Here is a 16,355-nt window from a genome sequence, read left to right on the forward strand (position 1 = left end):
ATCAAGGGCTGTGGTTCGCTGACCGGTCCGCCGCCACCGCGGTCCGCTCACCGGAACGGGTTCATAGGCAGGCGCCGCACCGCGCCGGATGCTCGTGCCGCAGACCCACCGAGCAGGAGGCCACGACGAGATGACGACGAGCGAACGACCCCCCGCCGTGAAGAGGACCGCCGCGAAGGAGCCCGCCCAGGCGCGCCGCGGATCCGCCGACAAGATCGGCCGCCAGGACTGGTCGTCCTGGCCCCACTACGACGCGGCGGCGTCGGGCTTCCGCGGCTACTGGTACCCGGTCACCTGGGCGAGCCACATCACCGGCGACCCGAAGCCGTTCACGCTCTGCGGCGAGAAGATCACGCTGATCCGCGACAGCGGAAAGGTGTACGCGCTGCACGATCGCTGCCCGCACCGCGGCGTCCCGCTGTCCGAGGGCAATCAGCAGTTTCCCGGCACCGTCAGCTGTCCCTATCACGGCTGGACCTTCGACCTGCCCACGGGCCGGCTATCGGCGGTCATCACCGACGGTCCCGGGTGCCGGCTCACCGGCAAGCTGGGGGTCCGCACGTACGCCGTCGAGGAGCGGCTCGGCATGGTCTGGGTGTACATGCCGGTCGCCGAGGAGGAGCCGCACCCGATCGACGAGCAGCTTCCCGAGGAGCTGGTGTCGAACGCCTTCGTGATGGGCGGCCGCATCGAGCCGCGCGGCGGCAACTGGCGCTTCGCCTGCGAGAACGGCTTCGACGAGGGGCACGCCAAGTACCTCCACCGGACGGCGCTCTGGCGCCTGTTCAAGCCGATGCCGACGTGGAACGTCACCCGGATCGTGCCGAAGGATCGCTGGATCTACCGCGTACAGGACGAGGTCTACTGGGAGGCCGACTTCCCGGGCGTGGGTCACTGGTCCAACAAGCGGTGGTGGAAGAAGCAGCCGCCCAAGGAGACGTTCAACCTCGGCAACACCGGCAGGGCCGACACCGTCGACCCGGTCATCGAAGCGCAGGAGTTTCCCGGCTTCGCCTCGCTCTCGATGCCGGGTGTGCTGCGGATCGCGTACCCCAAGTTCATCCATTACGAGTTCTACGTCCCGGTCGACGCCGACCGTCACCAGTACGTCGGCGTCATGGTCAACTTCACGCAGGGCTGGGACACGCTCCGCTTCTACGCCAAGTACCTGGGCGCGGTCCGCTGGCTGTTCCACGGCGAGTTCTCCGGCCAGGACGCCTGGATGGTCGACGTGACCGACGCGCCTCCGGAGAAGCTCTACCGCCCCGACGTGTCGCTGACCTCCTGGCGCAACCTCAGCGAGGAGGAGTACGAGAAGAAGCTCGCCGCCGCCGGAGTCATCGCGCCCACCACGGACTCCGCTGACACCGCGACCATCACGGAAGGGGAAGCCTGATCATGGCCCGCACCCTGTTCAAGATCCTCCTCGGTGTCGCCGTCGCGGTGGCACTCCCCCGCGCGAAGAAGCGCTTCGCCCGGACGACGATGACCCAGGTCCACCGGATCAACCAGTGAGCGGCCACGACGAGCCCGACGGGCTCTCCGGGCTCGGCGACCGGCGTCGCGCCTGGGTGACGGAGGCATGGCGGCATGTCACCGAAGAGCGACTGCGGGAGCTGATCGTCGGCCTGGTCGGCGTCCCCAGCCCGACCGGCGACGAGCGCCCCCTTGCCGAACACATCGCGAGGAGCCTCGCATCGGTGGGTCTGCGCGCGGCCTGTCAGCCGATCGACGCACGCCAGGCGAACGCCTGGGCCCGTCTGGAGGGCGACGGCACCGGGCCCGATCTGATGCTGTACGCGCCCATCGACACCCTCACCACGGGTGCCGAGAACGAGGACCTGCCGTGGATCGGGCCGAAGCTGCGCGAGGACATGCGCCCCGAGGCCACCGTCTACGACGACCTGGTCACCGGCCTCGGCGCCTCCAACCCCAAGGGGCACGCGGCCTGCGTGATGATGGCCGCCGAGGCGATCGCGCTGGCCGGTGTCCCGCTCACGGGGGACCTGGTGGCCGCGTTCGGCGCCGGCGGCATGCCGACCAACGCCCGGCCCGGCAGCGACCGGCTCAACACCGGTCAGGGCGTCGGCTGCTCGTTCCTGCTCGAACAGGGGGTGTGGACCGACTACGCCGTCATCGCCAAACCGGGCTGGACCGTGTCGTGGGACGAGGTCGGCCTGGTGTGGTTCGAGGTGACGGTGCACGGGACCCACACCTACGTGGGCTCGCGCCACCGGCTCCCCTACGACAACGCGATCAGTCGCGCCGGAGACGTCGTACGCCACCTGGAGGAGTGGTTCGCCCAGTACGCCAAGCGGCACACCACCGGCACGGCCGCGCCACAGGGCATCGTGTCGTCGGTGCGGGGCGGCTGGCCGCGTATGGCCGCGGTGACCACGGCCGCCTGCACCCTGCGCGTCGACCTGCGCATCGCCCCCGGGACGACGCCCATGCAGGCGAAACGTGAGTTCACCGCGGCTCTGGCGGAGCTGAAACGCTCGATGCCGGCGCTCGACGCCACAGTCGAGATGATTCTTGCCGTCCCGGGGACCACCACCAGCCGGAAGAGCTGGATCTTCCGCAGCGCGGTCGCCGGATGGGAGGCGATCGAAGGGCGCCCGCACGAGGTCCTGAACGGCAACAGCGGCGCGACCGACGCCAACATCCTCCGCGGGCGCGGCATCCCGACGGTCCGCGTCGGCATGCCGAAGGTCGCCGAGGCGCCCTTCGACATCGACTTCGCCCGCGGCATGAACACCGTCTCCGTACGGGAGATGCGGAAACTGACCCGACACCTGATCCGCACGGCGGTCGACACACTCACCCGTTCCCACGCGGAGTGCGAACCGGCCGGGGAGGCCGGACCCGTCATGGAGCCGGAAGGAGCAACGGCATGAGCGAGATCGTGCTCGGCGTGGGGGCCTCCCACAGCACGCTGATGAACACGCACTGGGAAGAAACCCTCCACAAGGACCGCGCCGAACGCTTCCGTGACGCGCTCGGCGCGGCTCGCGACGAGCTGGCGCGGACCCGCCCCGACACAGTCCTCCTCATCGGCTCGAACCACTTCCGCGGTTTCTGGCTCGACCTGATTCCCCCGTTCACTCTCGGCGTCGGGGAGTGCGTCGCCAGCGGCGAGTCCGGAACTCCGAAGGGGCCCCAGCCGGTGGACGTGCCCCTGGCACGGCACATCGCCGGCTCCCTGGTGGAGCGCGGGCGGTTCGATCCGGCGTTCTCCGCCCGGCTCCAGATCGATCACGGACAGTCCCACGCCATCCAGTACCTGCTGGGCGGGCTGGACGTGGAGATCGTCCCCCTGGTGGTGAACGTCTTCGCCCCTCCGCTGCCGACCCTTGAGCGGTGCGACCGGTTGGGGCGGGCCATCCGTGAGGCCGTACTCGCCTTCCCCGGCGACCGGCGCGTCGCCGTCGTCGGCTCGGGCGGGCTCTCGCACCGGCTGCCCTGGCCCGACTGGCGTGAACCGCACGGCGACGACGAGGAGTTCATGGTCGGCGCGTGGCTCGACGGACGCGAGAACTGGCAGGACTACGACGCCCGCCGTCGCGAGATCATCCGGGCCGCCGAGGCTTCCCTCACCCCGGAGTTCGACAACGAGTTCCTCACCCTTCTCACCCGCGGCGAAGCCCACCGCCTCACCGCGTACACGACCGAGGAGCTGGAGAAGGCCGCGGGCAACGGCGCTCAGGAACTGCGGACGTGGCTGCTGATGGCCGCGGTCCTCGACCACGCGCCGGCCCGGCGCCTGGCGTACGAGCCGATGCCCGAGTGGCTGACCGGAATGGGCGTCGCGGTCATCGACCCCGCGGCCGTGGACACGGGGCAGTCGGCATGAAGGCGCCGGCCGACGCGGCGACGGCCGGTGATCGCTCCCTCGCCGGCCCGGCGCCACTCGACTGCGTGTTCTCCGCGCACCGCGCGGCGCCGGGGTCCGAGGCCGATACGAGCAGAGCCGCGGCGGTCGGCGCCGACCCCATGAACTCCGTTCTGGGCAAGGTCCGCCCGATCCTGGAGGCTTTCACCTCCGACGACGCCGCTCTCTCGCTCGCCGAGCTGGTGCGCCGGTCGGGGGCGGCCAAGGCCACGGTGCACCGGCTGGCCCAGGAACTCGTCACGTGGGGCCTGCTGGAGCGGGAGGGGTGCGACTACCGGCTCGGCCTGCGTCTGTTCGAGCTCGGGCAGCGCGTGCACCGGCAGCGCATCCTGCGTGAGGCCGTGCAGCCGTACATGGAGGATCTTCTCCTGATCACGCGGGAGACCATCCACTTCGCCATCCACGACAGCCTGGACGTCGTGTACCTGGACAAGATCTTCCCCCACCGCGGACTGAACGCCGAGTCACGGGTGGCGGGCCGGCTTCCCCTGTACTGCACGGGCACCGGCAAGGCGATCCTCGCGCACTCGCCGCCGTCGCTCTTCGTCGACGTGGTCCGCAGCGGCCTCAAGCCGCTCACCCGGCACACGGTGATCTCACCGGGGCGGCTCCGCGCCCAGCTCGACCTGATCCGGAAGGAGGGGATCGCCCTGGAGTCCGAGGAGATCAGGCTCGGATACGCGAGCCTGGCCGTCCCGGTGTTCACCGGGGGCACCACGCTGGTGGGCGCGTTGTCCATCACGGCGCCCACCTACCGGATGGACGCGGCGGGGCACGCGACGGCGCTGCGGACCGCCGCGCTGGGCATCGGAAGGTCACTGGCCTGAGCCGCAGGACTGCGCTCGTCGGCCGCCGGCCGCACGGAGGGGTCCGCCTGAGGGCGGGCCCCTCGCCGTGTTCCGGTGCACACACGCCCCACCTCACACGATTCCGAACGGCCGTCCTGCTCACCGGAACGGATCCGTAGGGAGAACCACCCCCTCGTTCCTACGCTCACCGCATGAGCCAACTCACCGACGACGCCGGTGTCCTGACCACCGACGTCCTGATCATCGGCGCCGGTCCGGCGGGTCTGTACGGCGCGTACTACGCCGGGTTCCGCGGCCTGACCGTCACCGTCATGGACGTCCTGCCGCAGCTCGGAGGGCAGGTCAGCGCGATGTACCCCGAGAAGCCGATCTTCGACATCGCCGGATTCCTGTCCGTGCGCGGCCGCGACCTCGTGGACGCGCTCGTCGCCCAGGCCGAGCCGTACTCCCCGCGCTACCTCCTGGGCCACCGGGCCGCCGAGCTGACGCACGACGCCGACGGACTGCCGGTCGTCCGCAGCGACCAGGGCACGTCGGTGCGGGCCGGGGCCGTCGTCATCGCCGGCGGCGTGGGGACGTTCACGCCGCGTCCCCTGCCCGCCGGGGAGGAGTTCCTCGGGCGCGGCCTCGCCTACTTCGTGCCGGACCCGTCGGTCCACGCGGACCAGGACGTGGTGGTCGTCGGCGGCGGCGACAGCGCCTTCGACTGGTCGGCCCTCCTCGCGCCGATCGCCAGGTCGGTCACCCTGGTGCACCGCACCGCCCGCTTCCGCGCACACGCGGCGACCGTGGAGAAGGTGCGCACCCTCGGCGTGGAGATCGTCACGGACTGCGAGGTGAGCCGGCTCATCGGCGGGGACCGGGTGGAGCGGGCGGAGATCCGGCACCGCACGACCGGGGAGACCCGCCTCGTCCCGGCCGGAACCGTGATCGCCGCGCTCGGCTTCCTCGCCGACCTCGGACCGTTGCAGCGGTGGGGGCTCGACCTCCGGGCGCGGAAGATCGCCGTCGACACCCACATGGCGACCAACCTGCCGCGGGTCTTCGCGGCGGGCGACATCACCGACTACCCCGGCAAGGTCCGTCTCATCTCGGTCGGCTTCGGCGAGGCCGCCACCGCCGTCAACAACGCGGCCACCGTCATCGACCCGGAAGCCGCCCTGTTCCCCGGGCACTCCACCGAGAAGGAGCACTGAACACACCATGGCCTACGTCATCGGCGCGCCCTGCGTCGACATCATGGACCGGTCCTGCATGGAGGAGTGCCCGGTCGACTGCATCTACGAGGGTGAGCGCAAGCTCTACATCAACCCGATGGAGTGCATCGACTGCGGCGCCTGCGAACTCGCCTGCCCGGCGGAGGCGATCACGGTCGACCGCAAGGCCGACCCCGACTTCCGCGAGGACAACCGGCGCTTCTTCACCGAGGTCCTCCCCGGCCGCGACAGCGCCCTCGGCTCCCCCGGCGGAGCGACGCCGCTCGGCCCGGTGGGCGTCGACACCCCTCTGGTGAGCGCGCGATGAGCGCCGCCGACGTGGCGAAGGCAGCCGACGCGCTGCTGGCGGCCGCGCACACGGGCGAGCCCTGTCCCCCGGTACGGTCCCTGCTTCCCGAGGGCGACATCGACACGGCGTACCGCGTTCAGCGCCTCAACGTCGAACGCGGCCTGGCAGCGGGACGCCGCATCGCCGGACGCAAGATCGGACTGACCTCCCCCGCCGTACAAACCCAGCTCGGTGTCGCACAGCCGGACTTCGGCACGCTCTTCGCCGACATGGCCGTCCCCGAGGGCGGCACCGTCGCGGCCGGACGGCTCATCCAGCCGAAGGTCGAGGCCGAGGTCGCGCTGGTGCTCGGCGCGGACCTGCCACACCACGACTGCACGGTGGCGGACGTGATCCGGGCGACCGACTTCGCACTCGCCGCACTGGAGATCGTGGACAGCCGCAACGCCGACTGGGACATCACCATCGTCGACACCGTCGCCGACAACGCCTCCAGCGGCCTCTACGTACTCGGTGGCACGCCCGTACCACTGTCGGGCCTGGACCTGCGCGCCGTGCGGATGACCATGACGCGCGACGGCGCCGCGGAGCCGGTGTCCGAGGGGACGGGCGCCGACTGCCTGGGCGGCCCGCTCAACGCCGCCGCCTGGCTCGCCTCGACGCTCGCGGCGGCGGGCGACCCGCTGCGCGCCGGGGACGTCGTGCTCACCGGGGCGCTGGGCCCGATGGCCGTCGCCGCACCCGGCGACCGGTTCGAGGCCCGCATCAGTCAACTGGGCCGCGTCAGTGTGCGTTTCGCACCGGAAGGAGACACCGCATGAGTGTCCGCACGAAGGTCGCCGTCATCGGATCGGGCAACATCGGCACCGACCTGATGATCAAGGTCCTCCGGCTGTCGGAGACGCTGGAGATCGCCGCCATGGCAGGCATCGACCCGGAATCCGACGGCCTGGCCCGCGCCCGTCGCCTCAAGGTCGCCACCACCCACACCGGGGTCGAGGGCCTGGTGGCGATGGACGAGTTCGCGGACGTGGAGTACGTCTTCGACGCGACCTCGGCCGGCGCCCACCGCCACCACGAGAACGTCCTGCGCCCCCTGGGCCGCACACTGATCGACCTGACTCCGGCGGCGATCGGTCCGTACGTCGTCCCGCCGGTCAACGGCGACGCCCACCTGACCGCCCCGAACGTCAACATGGTCACCTGCGGCGGCCAGGCCACCATCCCGATCGTCGCCGCGATCAACGCGGTCGCCCCGGTCCACTACGGCGAGATCGTCGCCTCGATCGCCTCCCGCTCCGCCGGACCCGGTACCCGCGCCAACATCGACGAGTTCACCGAGACGACCTCCGCGGCCGTGGAGCAGGTCGGTGGCGCCACCCGTGGCAAGGCGATCATCGTCCTCAACCCTGCCGAACCCCCGCTGATCATGCGGGACACCGTGCACTGTGTGGTCTCCGCCAGCGCCGAGGAGGCCGTCACCGCGTCCGTCGAGGAGATGGTCGGCCGCGTCCAGGCGTACGTCCCCGGCTACCGTCTCAAGCAGAAGGTTCAGTACGAGACGGTCCGCCCCGGTGACTCCCTGCACAGCCTCACACCCCCCGGCACAGGAGAAGCGCTCAAGGTCTCCGTCTTCCTCGAGGTCGAGGGCGCCGCACACTACTTGCCGGCCTACGCCGGGAACCTCGACATCATGACGTCGGCCGCGCTGCGCACCGCCGAGCGCATGGCCGCCCAACGCGCCACTGCTTCGAAGGAGGCGGCCAAGTGACCGGCCTGTACGTCCAGGACGTGACCCTCCGGGACGGCATGCACGCCGTCCGCCACCGCTACACCACCGAGCAGGCGCGCACCATCGCCGCCGCCCTCGACGCCGCCGGGGTCGCCGCCATCGAGATCGCGCACGGCGACGGTCTCGCGGGCTCCAGCGTCAACTACGGCGTCGGCGCGCACACCGACTGGGAGTGGATCGAAGCCGTCGTCGACGCCACCGGCACCGCGATCCCGACCACGCTCCTCCTTCCGGGCATCGGCACGATCCAGGACCTGAAGCAGGCCCACGCCCTCGGCATCCGCTCGGTCCGCGTCGCCACGCACTGCACCGAGGCCGACATCGCCGCCCAGCACATCGCCGCCGCTCGCGGCCTGGGCATGGACGTCGCCGGGTTCCTGATGATGTCCCACATGGCCCAGCCCGCCGAGCTCGCCCGTCAGGCGAAGCTGATGGAGTCCTACGGCGCGCACTGCGTCTACGTCACCGACTCCGGCGGCCGCCTCACCATGGACGGCGTGCGCGACCGCTTCCGCGCCTACCGCGACGCCCTCGACCCGGCCACCGAACTCGGCATCCACGCCCACCACAACCTCGCCCTCGGCGTCGCCAACACGGTCGTGGCCGTGGAGGAGGGCGTCACCCGCGTCGACGCCTCCCTCGCCGGGCAGGGAGCGGGCGCGGGCAACTGCCCCCTGGAGGCATTCGTCGCGGTGGCCGACCTGATGGGCTGGGAGCACCACTGCGACCTGTTCCCGCTGATGGATGCCGCCGACGACCTCGTCCGCCCCCTCCAGGACCGAGAGGTGCGGGTCGACCGGGAGACCCTGAGCCTCGGATACGCGGGCGTGTACTCCAGCTTCCTGCGCCACGCGGAGGCGGCCGCCGCTCGCTACGGCCTGGACACCCGCAGCATCCTTGTCGAGGTCGGGCGGCGCGGGATGGTCGGCGGCCAGGAAGACATGATCACGGACATCGCGCTCGACCTGGCGACACAGGGCGCCGAGTGAGCCTGGCCTTTCGCCCCCATCGAAAACGTCGGCACCTCTGTGCTGCCGGCCCTGTGACGAAAGCGACGCACGCATGACGGACACCGAGACCCTGCGGAAGGGCTATGCGCCCAGCCGCTTCGGCCAGCTGCACTACGTGGAGTGCGGTGACGGCGAACCCGTGCTGCTGCTCCACCAGACACCTCGCTCCTGGACGGAGTACCTGGACGTGCTCCCCCTGATCGGAGACCGGTACCGGGCGATCGCCATGGACACGCTGGGCCATGGGGCGTCCGCGAAGCCCGCCGGGCCGCACACCATCGAGCGGTTCGCGGACGCGGCCGGCGATCTGATCGAGGCACTCGGCCTCGACCGGTTCCACCTGGTCGGGCACCACACGGGCGGGGTGATCGCCGTCGAGCTGGCATCCCGCTTCCAGGACCGCGCGGCCAGCCTGTTGCTGTCGGGGACACCGTTCGTCGACGACGAGAAGCGCGCCGGCGCCGTCGCCCACGGACGCATCGACCATGTCGACCCCGCGCCCGACGGCTCCCACCTACGGGAGCTGTGGGACAGGCGACGCGGCTTCTACCGGCCGGGTGATGAGGCGGCCCTGGGCCGGTATGTCGTGGACGCGCTGACCGTCCTCGACCGCGTCGAGGAGGGTCACGAGGCCGTACACCGCTACGTCATGGAACCCCGCCTGCCGCAGATCACCGCACGCACGCTCGCGGTGTGCGCGCCCGAGGACAACTACTCCCGGCCGTCCCTGGCGAAGTTCGCGGCAGCACTCGGCTGCCCGACCAGAGTGCTGTCCGCCGGGCACGTGGCGGCACCGGAGCAGGTACCGCGGGAGTTCGCCGAGACCGTCGTGGACTGGGTCGGCCGCGGCTGACCCGCGAGGAACGTGGACACCCCCGCCGGACCACGTGGCGGCGCACGCCACCGACCAGGACCGAGTACCGCGGCCGCTCGGTCACGCACTGCTCCACGTGGCGCTCCCGCGAGACCCGCTGGGCCCCCGAAGACATGGCAGCCGAGCGTGCCCGGTACGGAGAGGAGCCGATGCGGCGCACCCTGCCACAGCGCACGCGGTCCGGTCGGGGACCGGCCACCGCGCCCCACTCGACATCCACGCCGAGTCCGCCGTCCTCCACCGCGGCCGCGCTCGCGGCCCCGGTGGCACTGGACGACCCCAGCACCTCGGCCCTCCCCCTCAACGCACTCTCCACGACGCGGGAAGCACCTACGGCCCCTGACACGGGCAACGGCGAGGTTCAAAAGCGAGCCCCGCTCAGGCAGCGCCGGACTAACGTCTTACGCTCATCCGCCCGGCGCCAAGTTGCTGCTCTGCCCTCACAGGCAGTCACTCACGGGCACCATGCGGCTTGTGGACGTGGCCTCCCAGCAGCCACTGGGCACCGCCTGCCCGGTGCGGGGGGCGCCGTCCTGTCGCTCGCGTTCGGCGCGGACGGCCACAGCCTGCACGCGGCGGGGGCGCGCGTCCCCGCCCAGACGTACGACATCGACCCGGCGCGGGCGGTCACCGAGGTGTGCCGCCGCGCCGGAGGGACGCTCTCGCCCTCCGCGTGGCGGACGTACCTGCCCGCCATCGATCTCGCCGAACCGCTGTTCGTTTCCGGCGGTGTGGGGTGGCCCCGCTGGATCCGCCGCATTCTCCGCCGATGAGATGCGGACGCCGTCCCCTCCGGGCAGAGTGGGGAAGGACCTGTTCGTACCGAGGTGGTCCCCTGTGGTCCCGCGTGTTGGAGACGGGACGGACTGATGCGAGGATCGTCGTGACGTCGGAGTGATCGATGTTCCGCAGACGGCCGGCCGACAACAGCGAGGACCTTCTGGTCCGGCTCGGGTCGCTGACCGCCAGGGCGCGGGAGTTGGCCGAGACGCAGCGTTCCCGTGTCGAGTTCGCCGTGGCCCTGCAGCGCGGCATGCTGCCCTCGGACCTGCCCAGTTTTCCGGGCGCCCGGCTGGCCGTCCGCTATGAGCCCGCCAACCACGGGCTGAACGTCGGCGGTGACTGGTACGACGCCTTCTCCCTGCCCGGCGGGCAGATCGGCATGTCCATCGGTGACGTGCAGGGGCACAACATCGAGGCCGCCGCCTTCATGGGACAGGTCCGCGTGGCACTGCGCGCGCTGGCCTCCGTCACCGGAGACCCGGGAGAGCTGCTCGGTCGCACCAACGACCTGCTGATCTCTCTGGACGCCGACCTCTTCGCCACCTGCACCTTCCTGCGGCTCGACCCCGCTGCCGGCACCCTGGAGTGCGCCCGGGCCGGTCACATCCCCCACATCTGGGCCACCACCGACGGCCGCTCCGGCATCGACGACAGCGAGGGCGGGCCTCCGCTCGGTGTGCTCCGCGGCGTCGACTACCCGGCCACGCGCCGCCGGCTCACCGCCGACGGTGTCTTCGTCCTCCTGACCGACGGGGTCGTGGAGGGGCCCTCGCTCCACGTCGACGAGGGTCTGGACCGGGTGACGAGGCTCGCCGGGATCACCGCCGTCGCCGGGCTGGACGTCGACGCGCTCGCCACCGCCGTCATGAAGCTGGCGGCCACGGTGGGGCACGAGGACGACGCGGCCGTCCTGGTCGTCGGCCATGACGGCGGTCCGGCCGGGTCGGCGGCCGAGGAGCGGGGAGAGGGGGCTCGCCTCGGGCCAGGTCGACCCTCGGACCGGCCCGGGCCGGTGCCGTAAGGCGGCGCCCGACACGCAGGGGTGGTCCCTGCCCGGTCGTGGCGGCCCGGCCGGTGTCTGATGGCTGACGTGTTGGATACTCGGCAGTTCCGGCCCTCTTCGAAGGCGGCTCTGATGTCGCTGGCCGTGGCGGTTTGCTACTACGCGGCCGGACGACTCGGCCTGATGGGCCGCCTCGTCGTCGAAGGCGTGGTGGTCACCCCCATCTGGCCGCCCACTGGCGTCGCCGTCGCCGCCCTGCTGCTGCTCGGCGCGCGGGTCTGGCCTGGGATCGCCCTGGGGTCCTTCCTCGTCATCGCCTCCCTCACCGCTCCGGGGCCCACCACAGTGGTCACCGTGGTGAGCAACACCGTCGCGCCGCTCTGCGCCGTCCTGCTGCTGAGACGGGCGGGCTTCCGGAGCGACATGGCGCGGCTGCGGGACGGACTCTCCCTGGTCTTCCTCGGCGGGTTCGGCGCCATGCTGATCAGTGCGACCGCGGGGGTCGGACTGCAGGTGGTGAAGGGCTCCCTGGACAAGAGCGAGTTCTGGCCCGTCTGGCTGGCCTGGTGGGTGGGCGACACGATGGGGGTGCTGCTCGTCGCCCCGCTCCTGCTCGTCCTCGCGGGGCCGGCCGGACGGTTCCGGGTACGACGCTGGAAGGAGGCGGCCTTTCTGGGGCTGACGACCCTGGTCCTCATGCCCATGGCAGTCCTCAGCCCGATGAGCATGCTCTTCCTCGTCTTCCCCCTGTTGATCTGGGCAGCGCTCCGCTTCCAGCTCGCCGGAAGCATGCTGTGCGCGCTCTTCGCCTCCGTGCTCACCACCTTCGAGGCGACCTCCGGACGGGGCGCGTTCCTCCACCTGACGGACGTCGAGATCATGGCCAAGCTCCAGGCGTTCAACGGTTCCGCCGCCCTGACCGCCCTGCTTCTCGCATCCGTCATCACCGAGCAGCGTGCGACCCGCCGGTCGGTGCGCCGCGCCTGCCAGGAACTGGCGGAGGTCCTGGAGCACCTCGCGGCGGGCGAGCCCTCACCCGGTCCACCCGGCACCGCCGAGACCCGGGCAGCCCCACCCGGCGGGCACCGGGATCCGTGACACCCGCGCCGGAGCCGACGCTGGGATCGGGAGCCGTACAACGCCTGCAAGGCATGGGAACTGTCCAGCGCCATCGAGCTGGTGCGTGTTTGCGTTGGAGATGCACGGTCCTGAGCTGGTGGTTTTGTCAGGTGGTGGTGTTGCGGTCGGAGACGAGGCCGGCGATGGCCCGGTAGGTGTCGGACAGAACTTTGCGCCGGTGGGTCCAGCGGGTCAGCTGTTTCCAGCGTTTGTGGTCGGCGAGCACGTGGTCGACGGCGATGCGTTTCGATGAGTGGTTGTGCCGGGCCTCTTCTCTGGCTGCGTGCACGTGCGACAAAGCGATCTTGTTCGGTTTTCTGGGGTTCTGCTTCTTCTTGCCCGAGACGAACACCCAGCGTCTGCCGTGGCCGGCTGCGGGTCGTCAGACCTGGACCTCGGTGGCGCCCAGCCGCAGCTCGACGCCTCGGCCTGGGCATGGACGAAACACATCCGCCAGGGTCCGCAGCCGCAAGCCAGGACGGTCGGGGACCGCGCCTCCCCGCTCGGCGAGGAGCCCGCGTATCTCACCGATCGCACGGGTGATCGTGGAGCGGTCAACCCCGAACAGCAGCCCCAGCACCGCGTGCGGGAGATCGTGCCGCAGATGGATCAGCGTAGCTGTCAGCCGGTCGATGAACACCAAGCGGTGCCGGGCCCGGCTCCTGCGGCCCGCTTCCTGGCTCCGCCTCTGCCGCCTGCCCACAACTCGCCCCAAGAAGCGCTCGACGACGATCGGCGTGACCGAGTTCAGCCTTCGCGATCCGAGGCCGGGAACAAACGCGCATTGATCGAGCTGTCGACGTGCTCGCCGGTGGAGTGCTCCGTCCCCTTGCGCTGTCGGGGCCGCCACTGCTTCGCGTATTCCTCGACCGTCTGCCGGCCTAGCTCACGGCGGGCTTCGGCGACGGGCGGCGCCGTGCTCTCCTTCTCCGCGTGGATCGCCGTGAGGCGCTCGATCGCGTCGTCCTGCGTGTCGTACCCGGGCTCCTCGCGCTGCTTGCCGAGCGCGTCCCTGAAGCGAATCGTGTACGGATGCGGGCAGCGGGTGGGCTGGATGCAGTCACGTTCCTTGAAGAAGGAGCCCATACAGCGGGCGAGCTGTCGAGCCACGTGTCGGACATCGCTTCACTCCCTGTAGGGCACTCCCAGCCTGCGCTTCCGTGCGAACCAGGCTGTTGCGCCATCGCCGACCAGGCACCTGTCTGAACAGCTGTCCCGGAAGGTGCGTGAACTGATGAGGGCCGGGTGCCAACCTCCCTGACGATGCGCCAGGTAAGCGCATCGGCGAGTGCCGGTGCCGGCCGTCGCGGACGTTCAGTTGCACGTTCAGATGTCGTTGATCCTGCTGGTCGGCGCCGCTCCCCCGCCGGGGCCGGCGCTGCCCGGCCCCTCGCCGGACAGTTCGCGTACCTCGGCGTCGATGTCGACCTTCTTCATCTCTGCCCGGAACCGCCGCAGGGTGTCCAGCTCCTGGCGCGTGAACCCGTCCCGGCTCATCCGCACCGCCTGCGCCAGGACTCCCAGGATCTCCCGGACTCGCACGGCGTCGGCCCCGGGCTCCCGGTGCAGCTTCCGGTACGCCGTCGCCGCCTCGCTGCGCCATCGCGCCTCGGCCCGGTCCACGAGCGCGTCCATCCGGCGCACCTGCCCGTCGATGTGCGTCCGCATGGCGTCCAAGTCGTCCGCGAGACGCTTCAGGTCCTCGTCCGACACGGCGAGATGAGGGTCGATGGGCATGGCGGCGGCTCCTTCCGGGGCGATGCGAGTGGTGGGATGGTGGGTCAGTGCTGCTCCGCGAAGTGGGCGTGGACGGCGTCAAGAAGGTAGCGGACCCGTGCGTGGGTCACATGAGGCATGACGGCGGCGAAGGCGGCGTCCAGTTCGGCAGGCGTACGGAACATGTACAGGACGCGCTGCAGCTCCCCGGCGAGGTTGCCGAGTCGCTCATGACAGTCCGGGTGCTCGCTGGTCAGTATCTCGTCCAGGGCCTCTTCCACGCTGTCGTACTCCCCTGAGACCATCGAAGAGATGAAGGCCGAGGTCAGCGAGAAGCGTCCGCTGGCCTCCCAGTCGGACAGCGGCAACTCCGTCAGGTCCGGGTAGAAGCGGAGCTGCCTGTCGCGGACGAGCGCGGCCAGTGAGCGCAGGAAGTCCGCCGGCTCATCGTCACCGGCGGCCCGCGCCAGCCTGTCACGGTACGCGGCGGGTCTGGCCTCGAACGCCTCCGTGCCGACCTCGTCGGCAAGGAGGTCGAGCAGCGAGGCAAGTGCCACCAGCGGCATCACGTCGGCGATCGCGGTGGAATCCTGCAGGAAGCGGGACAGCCTCTGGAGTTCGTCCTCCAGTGGCGCGGCTCCCGGGTTGCGGGAGGCGACGGCGATGCGCAGCAGGAGCCCCACCGCGCCTTCGGTGAGGAACTCTTCATGCTTCGTGGTCACATGGCACATGCTGCACCGCGCGCGAGGCCTCCCGCAGGGGTTCGAGCAGGCCCCTCACCTTCTCCGTCTGGGCCCGCAGCGTGGTCTCGTACGCATCGACGGCCCTGTTGACGGCGTCCGTGTCGATGCTGAGGAGCACCGCGGCGCCCAGGCCCTTCCACACCTTCTTGAGGCGCTCGAAGAAGTCCCCGACGAAGTTCTTGAGGTCGGTCACCTCGAGGAGGGCCAAGGCGTCCTTGATGGCCTTGCAGAGGATCTCGCGCAGCTCGGTGCGGACCTTCTCCGCGGCCTCCGCGTACGAGCGGATGGCCTGGGCCAGGATCTAAGCCGTGGTGCTGAGGACACCGACGACGGGGAGGCTCGTGCCCGCGCCGGTCGGCGGCTTGTGCCCCCACTCGTAGCCGGCCGTGTTCTTGCCCCAGGCCTTCGTGCCCCACACCGACGAGACGAACTGCAGCATCGCCCCGTACCAGTCCCCGTTGGCGTTGTCCGTGATGGCGTCGATGGTGCCGGTGAGTTGTCCCTGGATGATGCCGAGGCCCGTCTGGTACGGCAGCCACGCCTGAGAGAGCTCGTTGACCCTGAGGTAGTTCGGGAGCGACAGGATCTCCAGCGCGCGGCCGGTGCGCAGCGCTTCCTCGATCACGGTGCGCATCAGGGAGCCGGGAATGTCGCCGCCGTCGAAGAAGTCGGCGAATTCGTCGACGGCGTTGCCGTCGCGCACGCCGAAGGGCGGCGGGGCCGTGTACGCCGGCGGCGCGGAGATGACCTGCGGCGGCGGTTGTGGCGTGAAGGGCGGATTGAGCGGGTGTGTGGCCGCGTCCGCCTGCCGGAAGTTGTTGGCCGTGGTGGTGAAGCCGACCGCCGCGCCGCCGATGGCGACCACGGCCTTGCCGTGCACTTCCATGAGCAGAGCGACGACCGCGGCGTACTGGGTGGCGAACTCGGCGGTGACGGTGCCGGATCCGCCGACCTTGGAGTACCCGGCGTGAACGTCGAGGAACTGGACGAGCGCCTTGTGGAAGGACTGCTGCTCGACGGCGAGGGCTGTCGCCACCTGGTACAGATGGAGCGGCTGGACGTCGAAGCCGCCGGGGGCCGTCCATGGGTTGGTCACGGCGGGCGGGGT

General features: G+C 70.8%; 17 protein-coding genes and 1 pseudogene. 12 read left to right on the forward strand and 6 right to left on the reverse strand.

The features are described from left to right. Nucleotides 1-130: 130 nt before the first annotated feature. The 12 genes from ACZ4VW_RS20645 to ACZ4VW_RS20700 all read left to right on the forward strand — a co-directional run bounded on the left by ACZ4VW_RS20645 (nt 131) and on the right by ACZ4VW_RS20700 (nt 12,767). A complete protein-coding gene (locus tag ACZ4VW_RS20645) occupies nt 131-1,396 on the forward strand; it encodes an aromatic ring-hydroxylating oxygenase subunit alpha (protein WP_467964378.1) in 1,266 nt (421 codons plus the stop codon). Between the two features lie 115 nt (nt 1,397-1,511). Then, a complete protein-coding gene (locus ACZ4VW_RS20650; protein WP_467964380.1) occupies nt 1,512-2,897 on the forward strand; it encodes a M20 family metallopeptidase in 1,386 nt (461 codons plus the stop codon). Beyond that, nucleotides 2,894-3,853 carry a DODA-type extradiol aromatic ring-opening family dioxygenase gene (locus tag ACZ4VW_RS20655; RefSeq protein ID WP_467964382.1) on the forward strand — a complete coding sequence of 320 codons (960 nt, stop codon included), beginning with the start codon at nt 2,894-2,896 and terminating at the stop codon, nt 3,851-3,853. The genes ACZ4VW_RS20650 and ACZ4VW_RS20655 overlap by 4 nt, the downstream gene beginning before the upstream one ends. Beyond that, nucleotides 3,850-4,719 carry an IclR family transcriptional regulator gene (locus ACZ4VW_RS20660; protein ID WP_467964384.1) on the forward strand — a complete coding sequence of 290 codons (870 nt, stop codon included), beginning with the start codon at nt 3,850-3,852 and terminating at the stop codon, nt 4,717-4,719. The genes ACZ4VW_RS20655 and ACZ4VW_RS20660 overlap by 4 nt, the downstream gene beginning before the upstream one ends. Nucleotides 4,720-4,892: 173 nt before the next feature. Then, a complete protein-coding gene (locus ACZ4VW_RS20665) occupies nt 4,893-5,897 on the forward strand; it encodes an NAD(P)/FAD-dependent oxidoreductase (protein WP_467964386.1) in 1,005 nt (334 codons plus the stop codon). 7 nt (nt 5,898-5,904) lie between these two features. Next, a complete protein-coding gene (fdxA, locus tag ACZ4VW_RS20670) occupies nt 5,905-6,225 on the forward strand; it encodes a ferredoxin (RefSeq protein ID WP_467964388.1) in 321 nt (106 codons plus the stop codon). Further along, nucleotides 6,222-7,028, forward strand: a complete 807-nt coding sequence (locus ACZ4VW_RS20675; RefSeq protein WP_467964390.1) for a 2-keto-4-pentenoate hydratase — start codon at nt 6,222-6,224, stop codon at nt 7,026-7,028. Before fdxA ends, ACZ4VW_RS20675 begins: the two co-directional genes overlap by 4 nt. Then, a complete protein-coding gene (locus ACZ4VW_RS20680) occupies nt 7,025-7,978 on the forward strand; it encodes an acetaldehyde dehydrogenase (acetylating) (protein WP_467964392.1) in 954 nt (317 codons plus the stop codon). Before ACZ4VW_RS20675 ends, ACZ4VW_RS20680 begins: the two co-directional genes overlap by 4 nt. Further along, nucleotides 7,975-8,988 (forward strand): 4-hydroxy-2-oxovalerate aldolase, encoded by a 1,014-nt coding sequence (gene dmpG / locus ACZ4VW_RS20685; protein WP_467964394.1) that lies wholly within the window; start codon nt 7,975-7,977, stop codon nt 8,986-8,988. The genes ACZ4VW_RS20680 and dmpG overlap by 4 nt, the downstream gene beginning before the upstream one ends. A 73-nt stretch (nt 8,989-9,061) precedes the next feature. Then, a complete protein-coding gene (locus ACZ4VW_RS20690; protein ID WP_467964396.1) occupies nt 9,062-9,862 on the forward strand; it encodes an alpha/beta fold hydrolase in 801 nt (266 codons plus the stop codon). A 922-nt stretch (nt 9,863-10,784) separates the two neighbouring features. Beyond that, nucleotides 10,785-11,687: a PP2C family protein-serine/threonine phosphatase gene (locus ACZ4VW_RS20695; RefSeq protein WP_467964398.1), complete on the forward strand. Its 903-nt coding sequence runs from the start codon at nt 10,785-10,787 to the stop codon at nt 11,685-11,687. Nucleotides 11,688-11,801: 114 nt separating this feature from the next. Next, nucleotides 11,802-12,767: an MASE1 domain-containing protein gene (locus ACZ4VW_RS20700; protein WP_467964400.1), complete on the forward strand. Its 966-nt coding sequence runs from the start codon at nt 11,802-11,804 to the stop codon at nt 12,765-12,767. 127 nt (nt 12,768-12,894) lie between these two features. On the opposite strand, the pseudogene ACZ4VW_RS20705 reads toward ACZ4VW_RS20700, so the two are convergent. The 6 genes and pseudogenes from ACZ4VW_RS20705 to ACZ4VW_RS20730 all read right to left on the reverse strand — a co-directional run. After that, nucleotides 12,895-13,478: pseudogene (locus ACZ4VW_RS20705) on the reverse strand (helix-turn-helix domain-containing protein); the annotation flags it as partial. Between the two features lie 57 nt (nt 13,479-13,535). After that, the gene (locus ACZ4VW_RS20710) at nt 13,536-13,874 is read right to left on the reverse strand and encodes a hypothetical protein (protein ID WP_467964402.1); all 339 of its coding nucleotides are present in this window, start codon (nt 13,872-13,874) and stop codon (nt 13,536-13,538) included. Nucleotides 13,875-14,114: 240 nt separating this feature from the next. Beyond that, complete coding sequence (locus tag ACZ4VW_RS20715) at nt 14,115-14,525, reverse strand: WXG100 family type VII secretion target (protein ID WP_467964404.1); 411 nt, start codon at nt 14,523-14,525, stop codon at nt 14,115-14,117. A gap of 44 nt (nt 14,526-14,569) precedes the next feature. Next, complete coding sequence (locus tag ACZ4VW_RS20720) at nt 14,570-15,226, reverse strand: hypothetical protein (RefSeq protein ID WP_467964406.1); 657 nt, start codon at nt 15,224-15,226, stop codon at nt 14,570-14,572. Beyond that, a complete protein-coding gene (locus tag ACZ4VW_RS20725; RefSeq protein WP_467964408.1) occupies nt 15,210-15,455 on the reverse strand; it encodes a hypothetical protein in 246 nt (81 codons plus the stop codon). The genes ACZ4VW_RS20720 and ACZ4VW_RS20725 overlap by 17 nt, the downstream gene beginning before the upstream one ends. A 93-nt stretch (nt 15,456-15,548) precedes the next feature. After that, on the reverse strand, nt 15,549-16,343 hold the full coding sequence (locus ACZ4VW_RS20730) for a hypothetical protein (protein WP_467964410.1): 795 nt from the start codon (nt 16,341-16,343) through the stop codon (nt 15,549-15,551). Between the last annotated feature and the right edge of the window lie 12 nt (nt 16,344-16,355).

This window comes from Streptomyces sp. NPDC029139 (genome assembly GCF_055564335.1).

What these genes read in the sequence shown, in the direction of transcription:
- ACZ4VW_RS20645 (WP_467964378.1), top strand. Translation starts at nt 131, where the DNA reads ATGACGACGAGCGAACGACCCCCCGCCGTGAAGAGGACCGCCGCGAAG.
- ACZ4VW_RS20655 (WP_467964382.1), top strand. Translation starts at nt 2,894, where the DNA reads ATGAGCGAGATCGTGCTCGGCGTGGGGGCCTCCCACAGCACGCTGATG.
- ACZ4VW_RS20660 (WP_467964384.1), top strand. Translation starts at nt 3,850, where the DNA reads ATGAAGGCGCCGGCCGACGCGGCGACGGCCGGTGATCGCTCCCTCGCC.
- ACZ4VW_RS20665 (WP_467964386.1), top strand. Translation starts at nt 4,893, where the DNA reads ATGAGCCAACTCACCGACGACGCCGGTGTCCTGACCACCGACGTCCTG.
- fdxA (WP_467964388.1), top strand. Translation starts at nt 5,905, where the DNA reads ATGGCCTACGTCATCGGCGCGCCCTGCGTCGACATCATGGACCGGTCC.
- ACZ4VW_RS20675 (WP_467964390.1), top strand. Translation starts at nt 6,222, where the DNA reads ATGAGCGCCGCCGACGTGGCGAAGGCAGCCGACGCGCTGCTGGCGGCC.
- ACZ4VW_RS20680 (WP_467964392.1), top strand. Translation starts at nt 7,025, where the DNA reads ATGAGTGTCCGCACGAAGGTCGCCGTCATCGGATCGGGCAACATCGGC.
- ACZ4VW_RS20690 (WP_467964396.1), top strand. Translation starts at nt 9,062, where the DNA reads ATGACGGACACCGAGACCCTGCGGAAGGGCTATGCGCCCAGCCGCTTC.
- ACZ4VW_RS20695 (WP_467964398.1), top strand. Translation starts at nt 10,785, where the DNA reads ATGTTCCGCAGACGGCCGGCCGACAACAGCGAGGACCTTCTGGTCCGG.
- ACZ4VW_RS20700 (WP_467964400.1), top strand. Translation starts at nt 11,802, where the DNA reads ATGTCGCTGGCCGTGGCGGTTTGCTACTACGCGGCCGGACGACTCGGC.
- ACZ4VW_RS20710 (WP_467964402.1), bottom strand. Translation starts at nt 13,874, where the DNA reads ATGGGCTCCTTCTTCAAGGAACGTGACTGCATCCAGCCCACCCGCTGC.
- ACZ4VW_RS20715 (WP_467964404.1), bottom strand. Translation starts at nt 14,525, where the DNA reads ATGCCCATCGACCCTCATCTCGCCGTGTCGGACGAGGACCTGAAGCGT.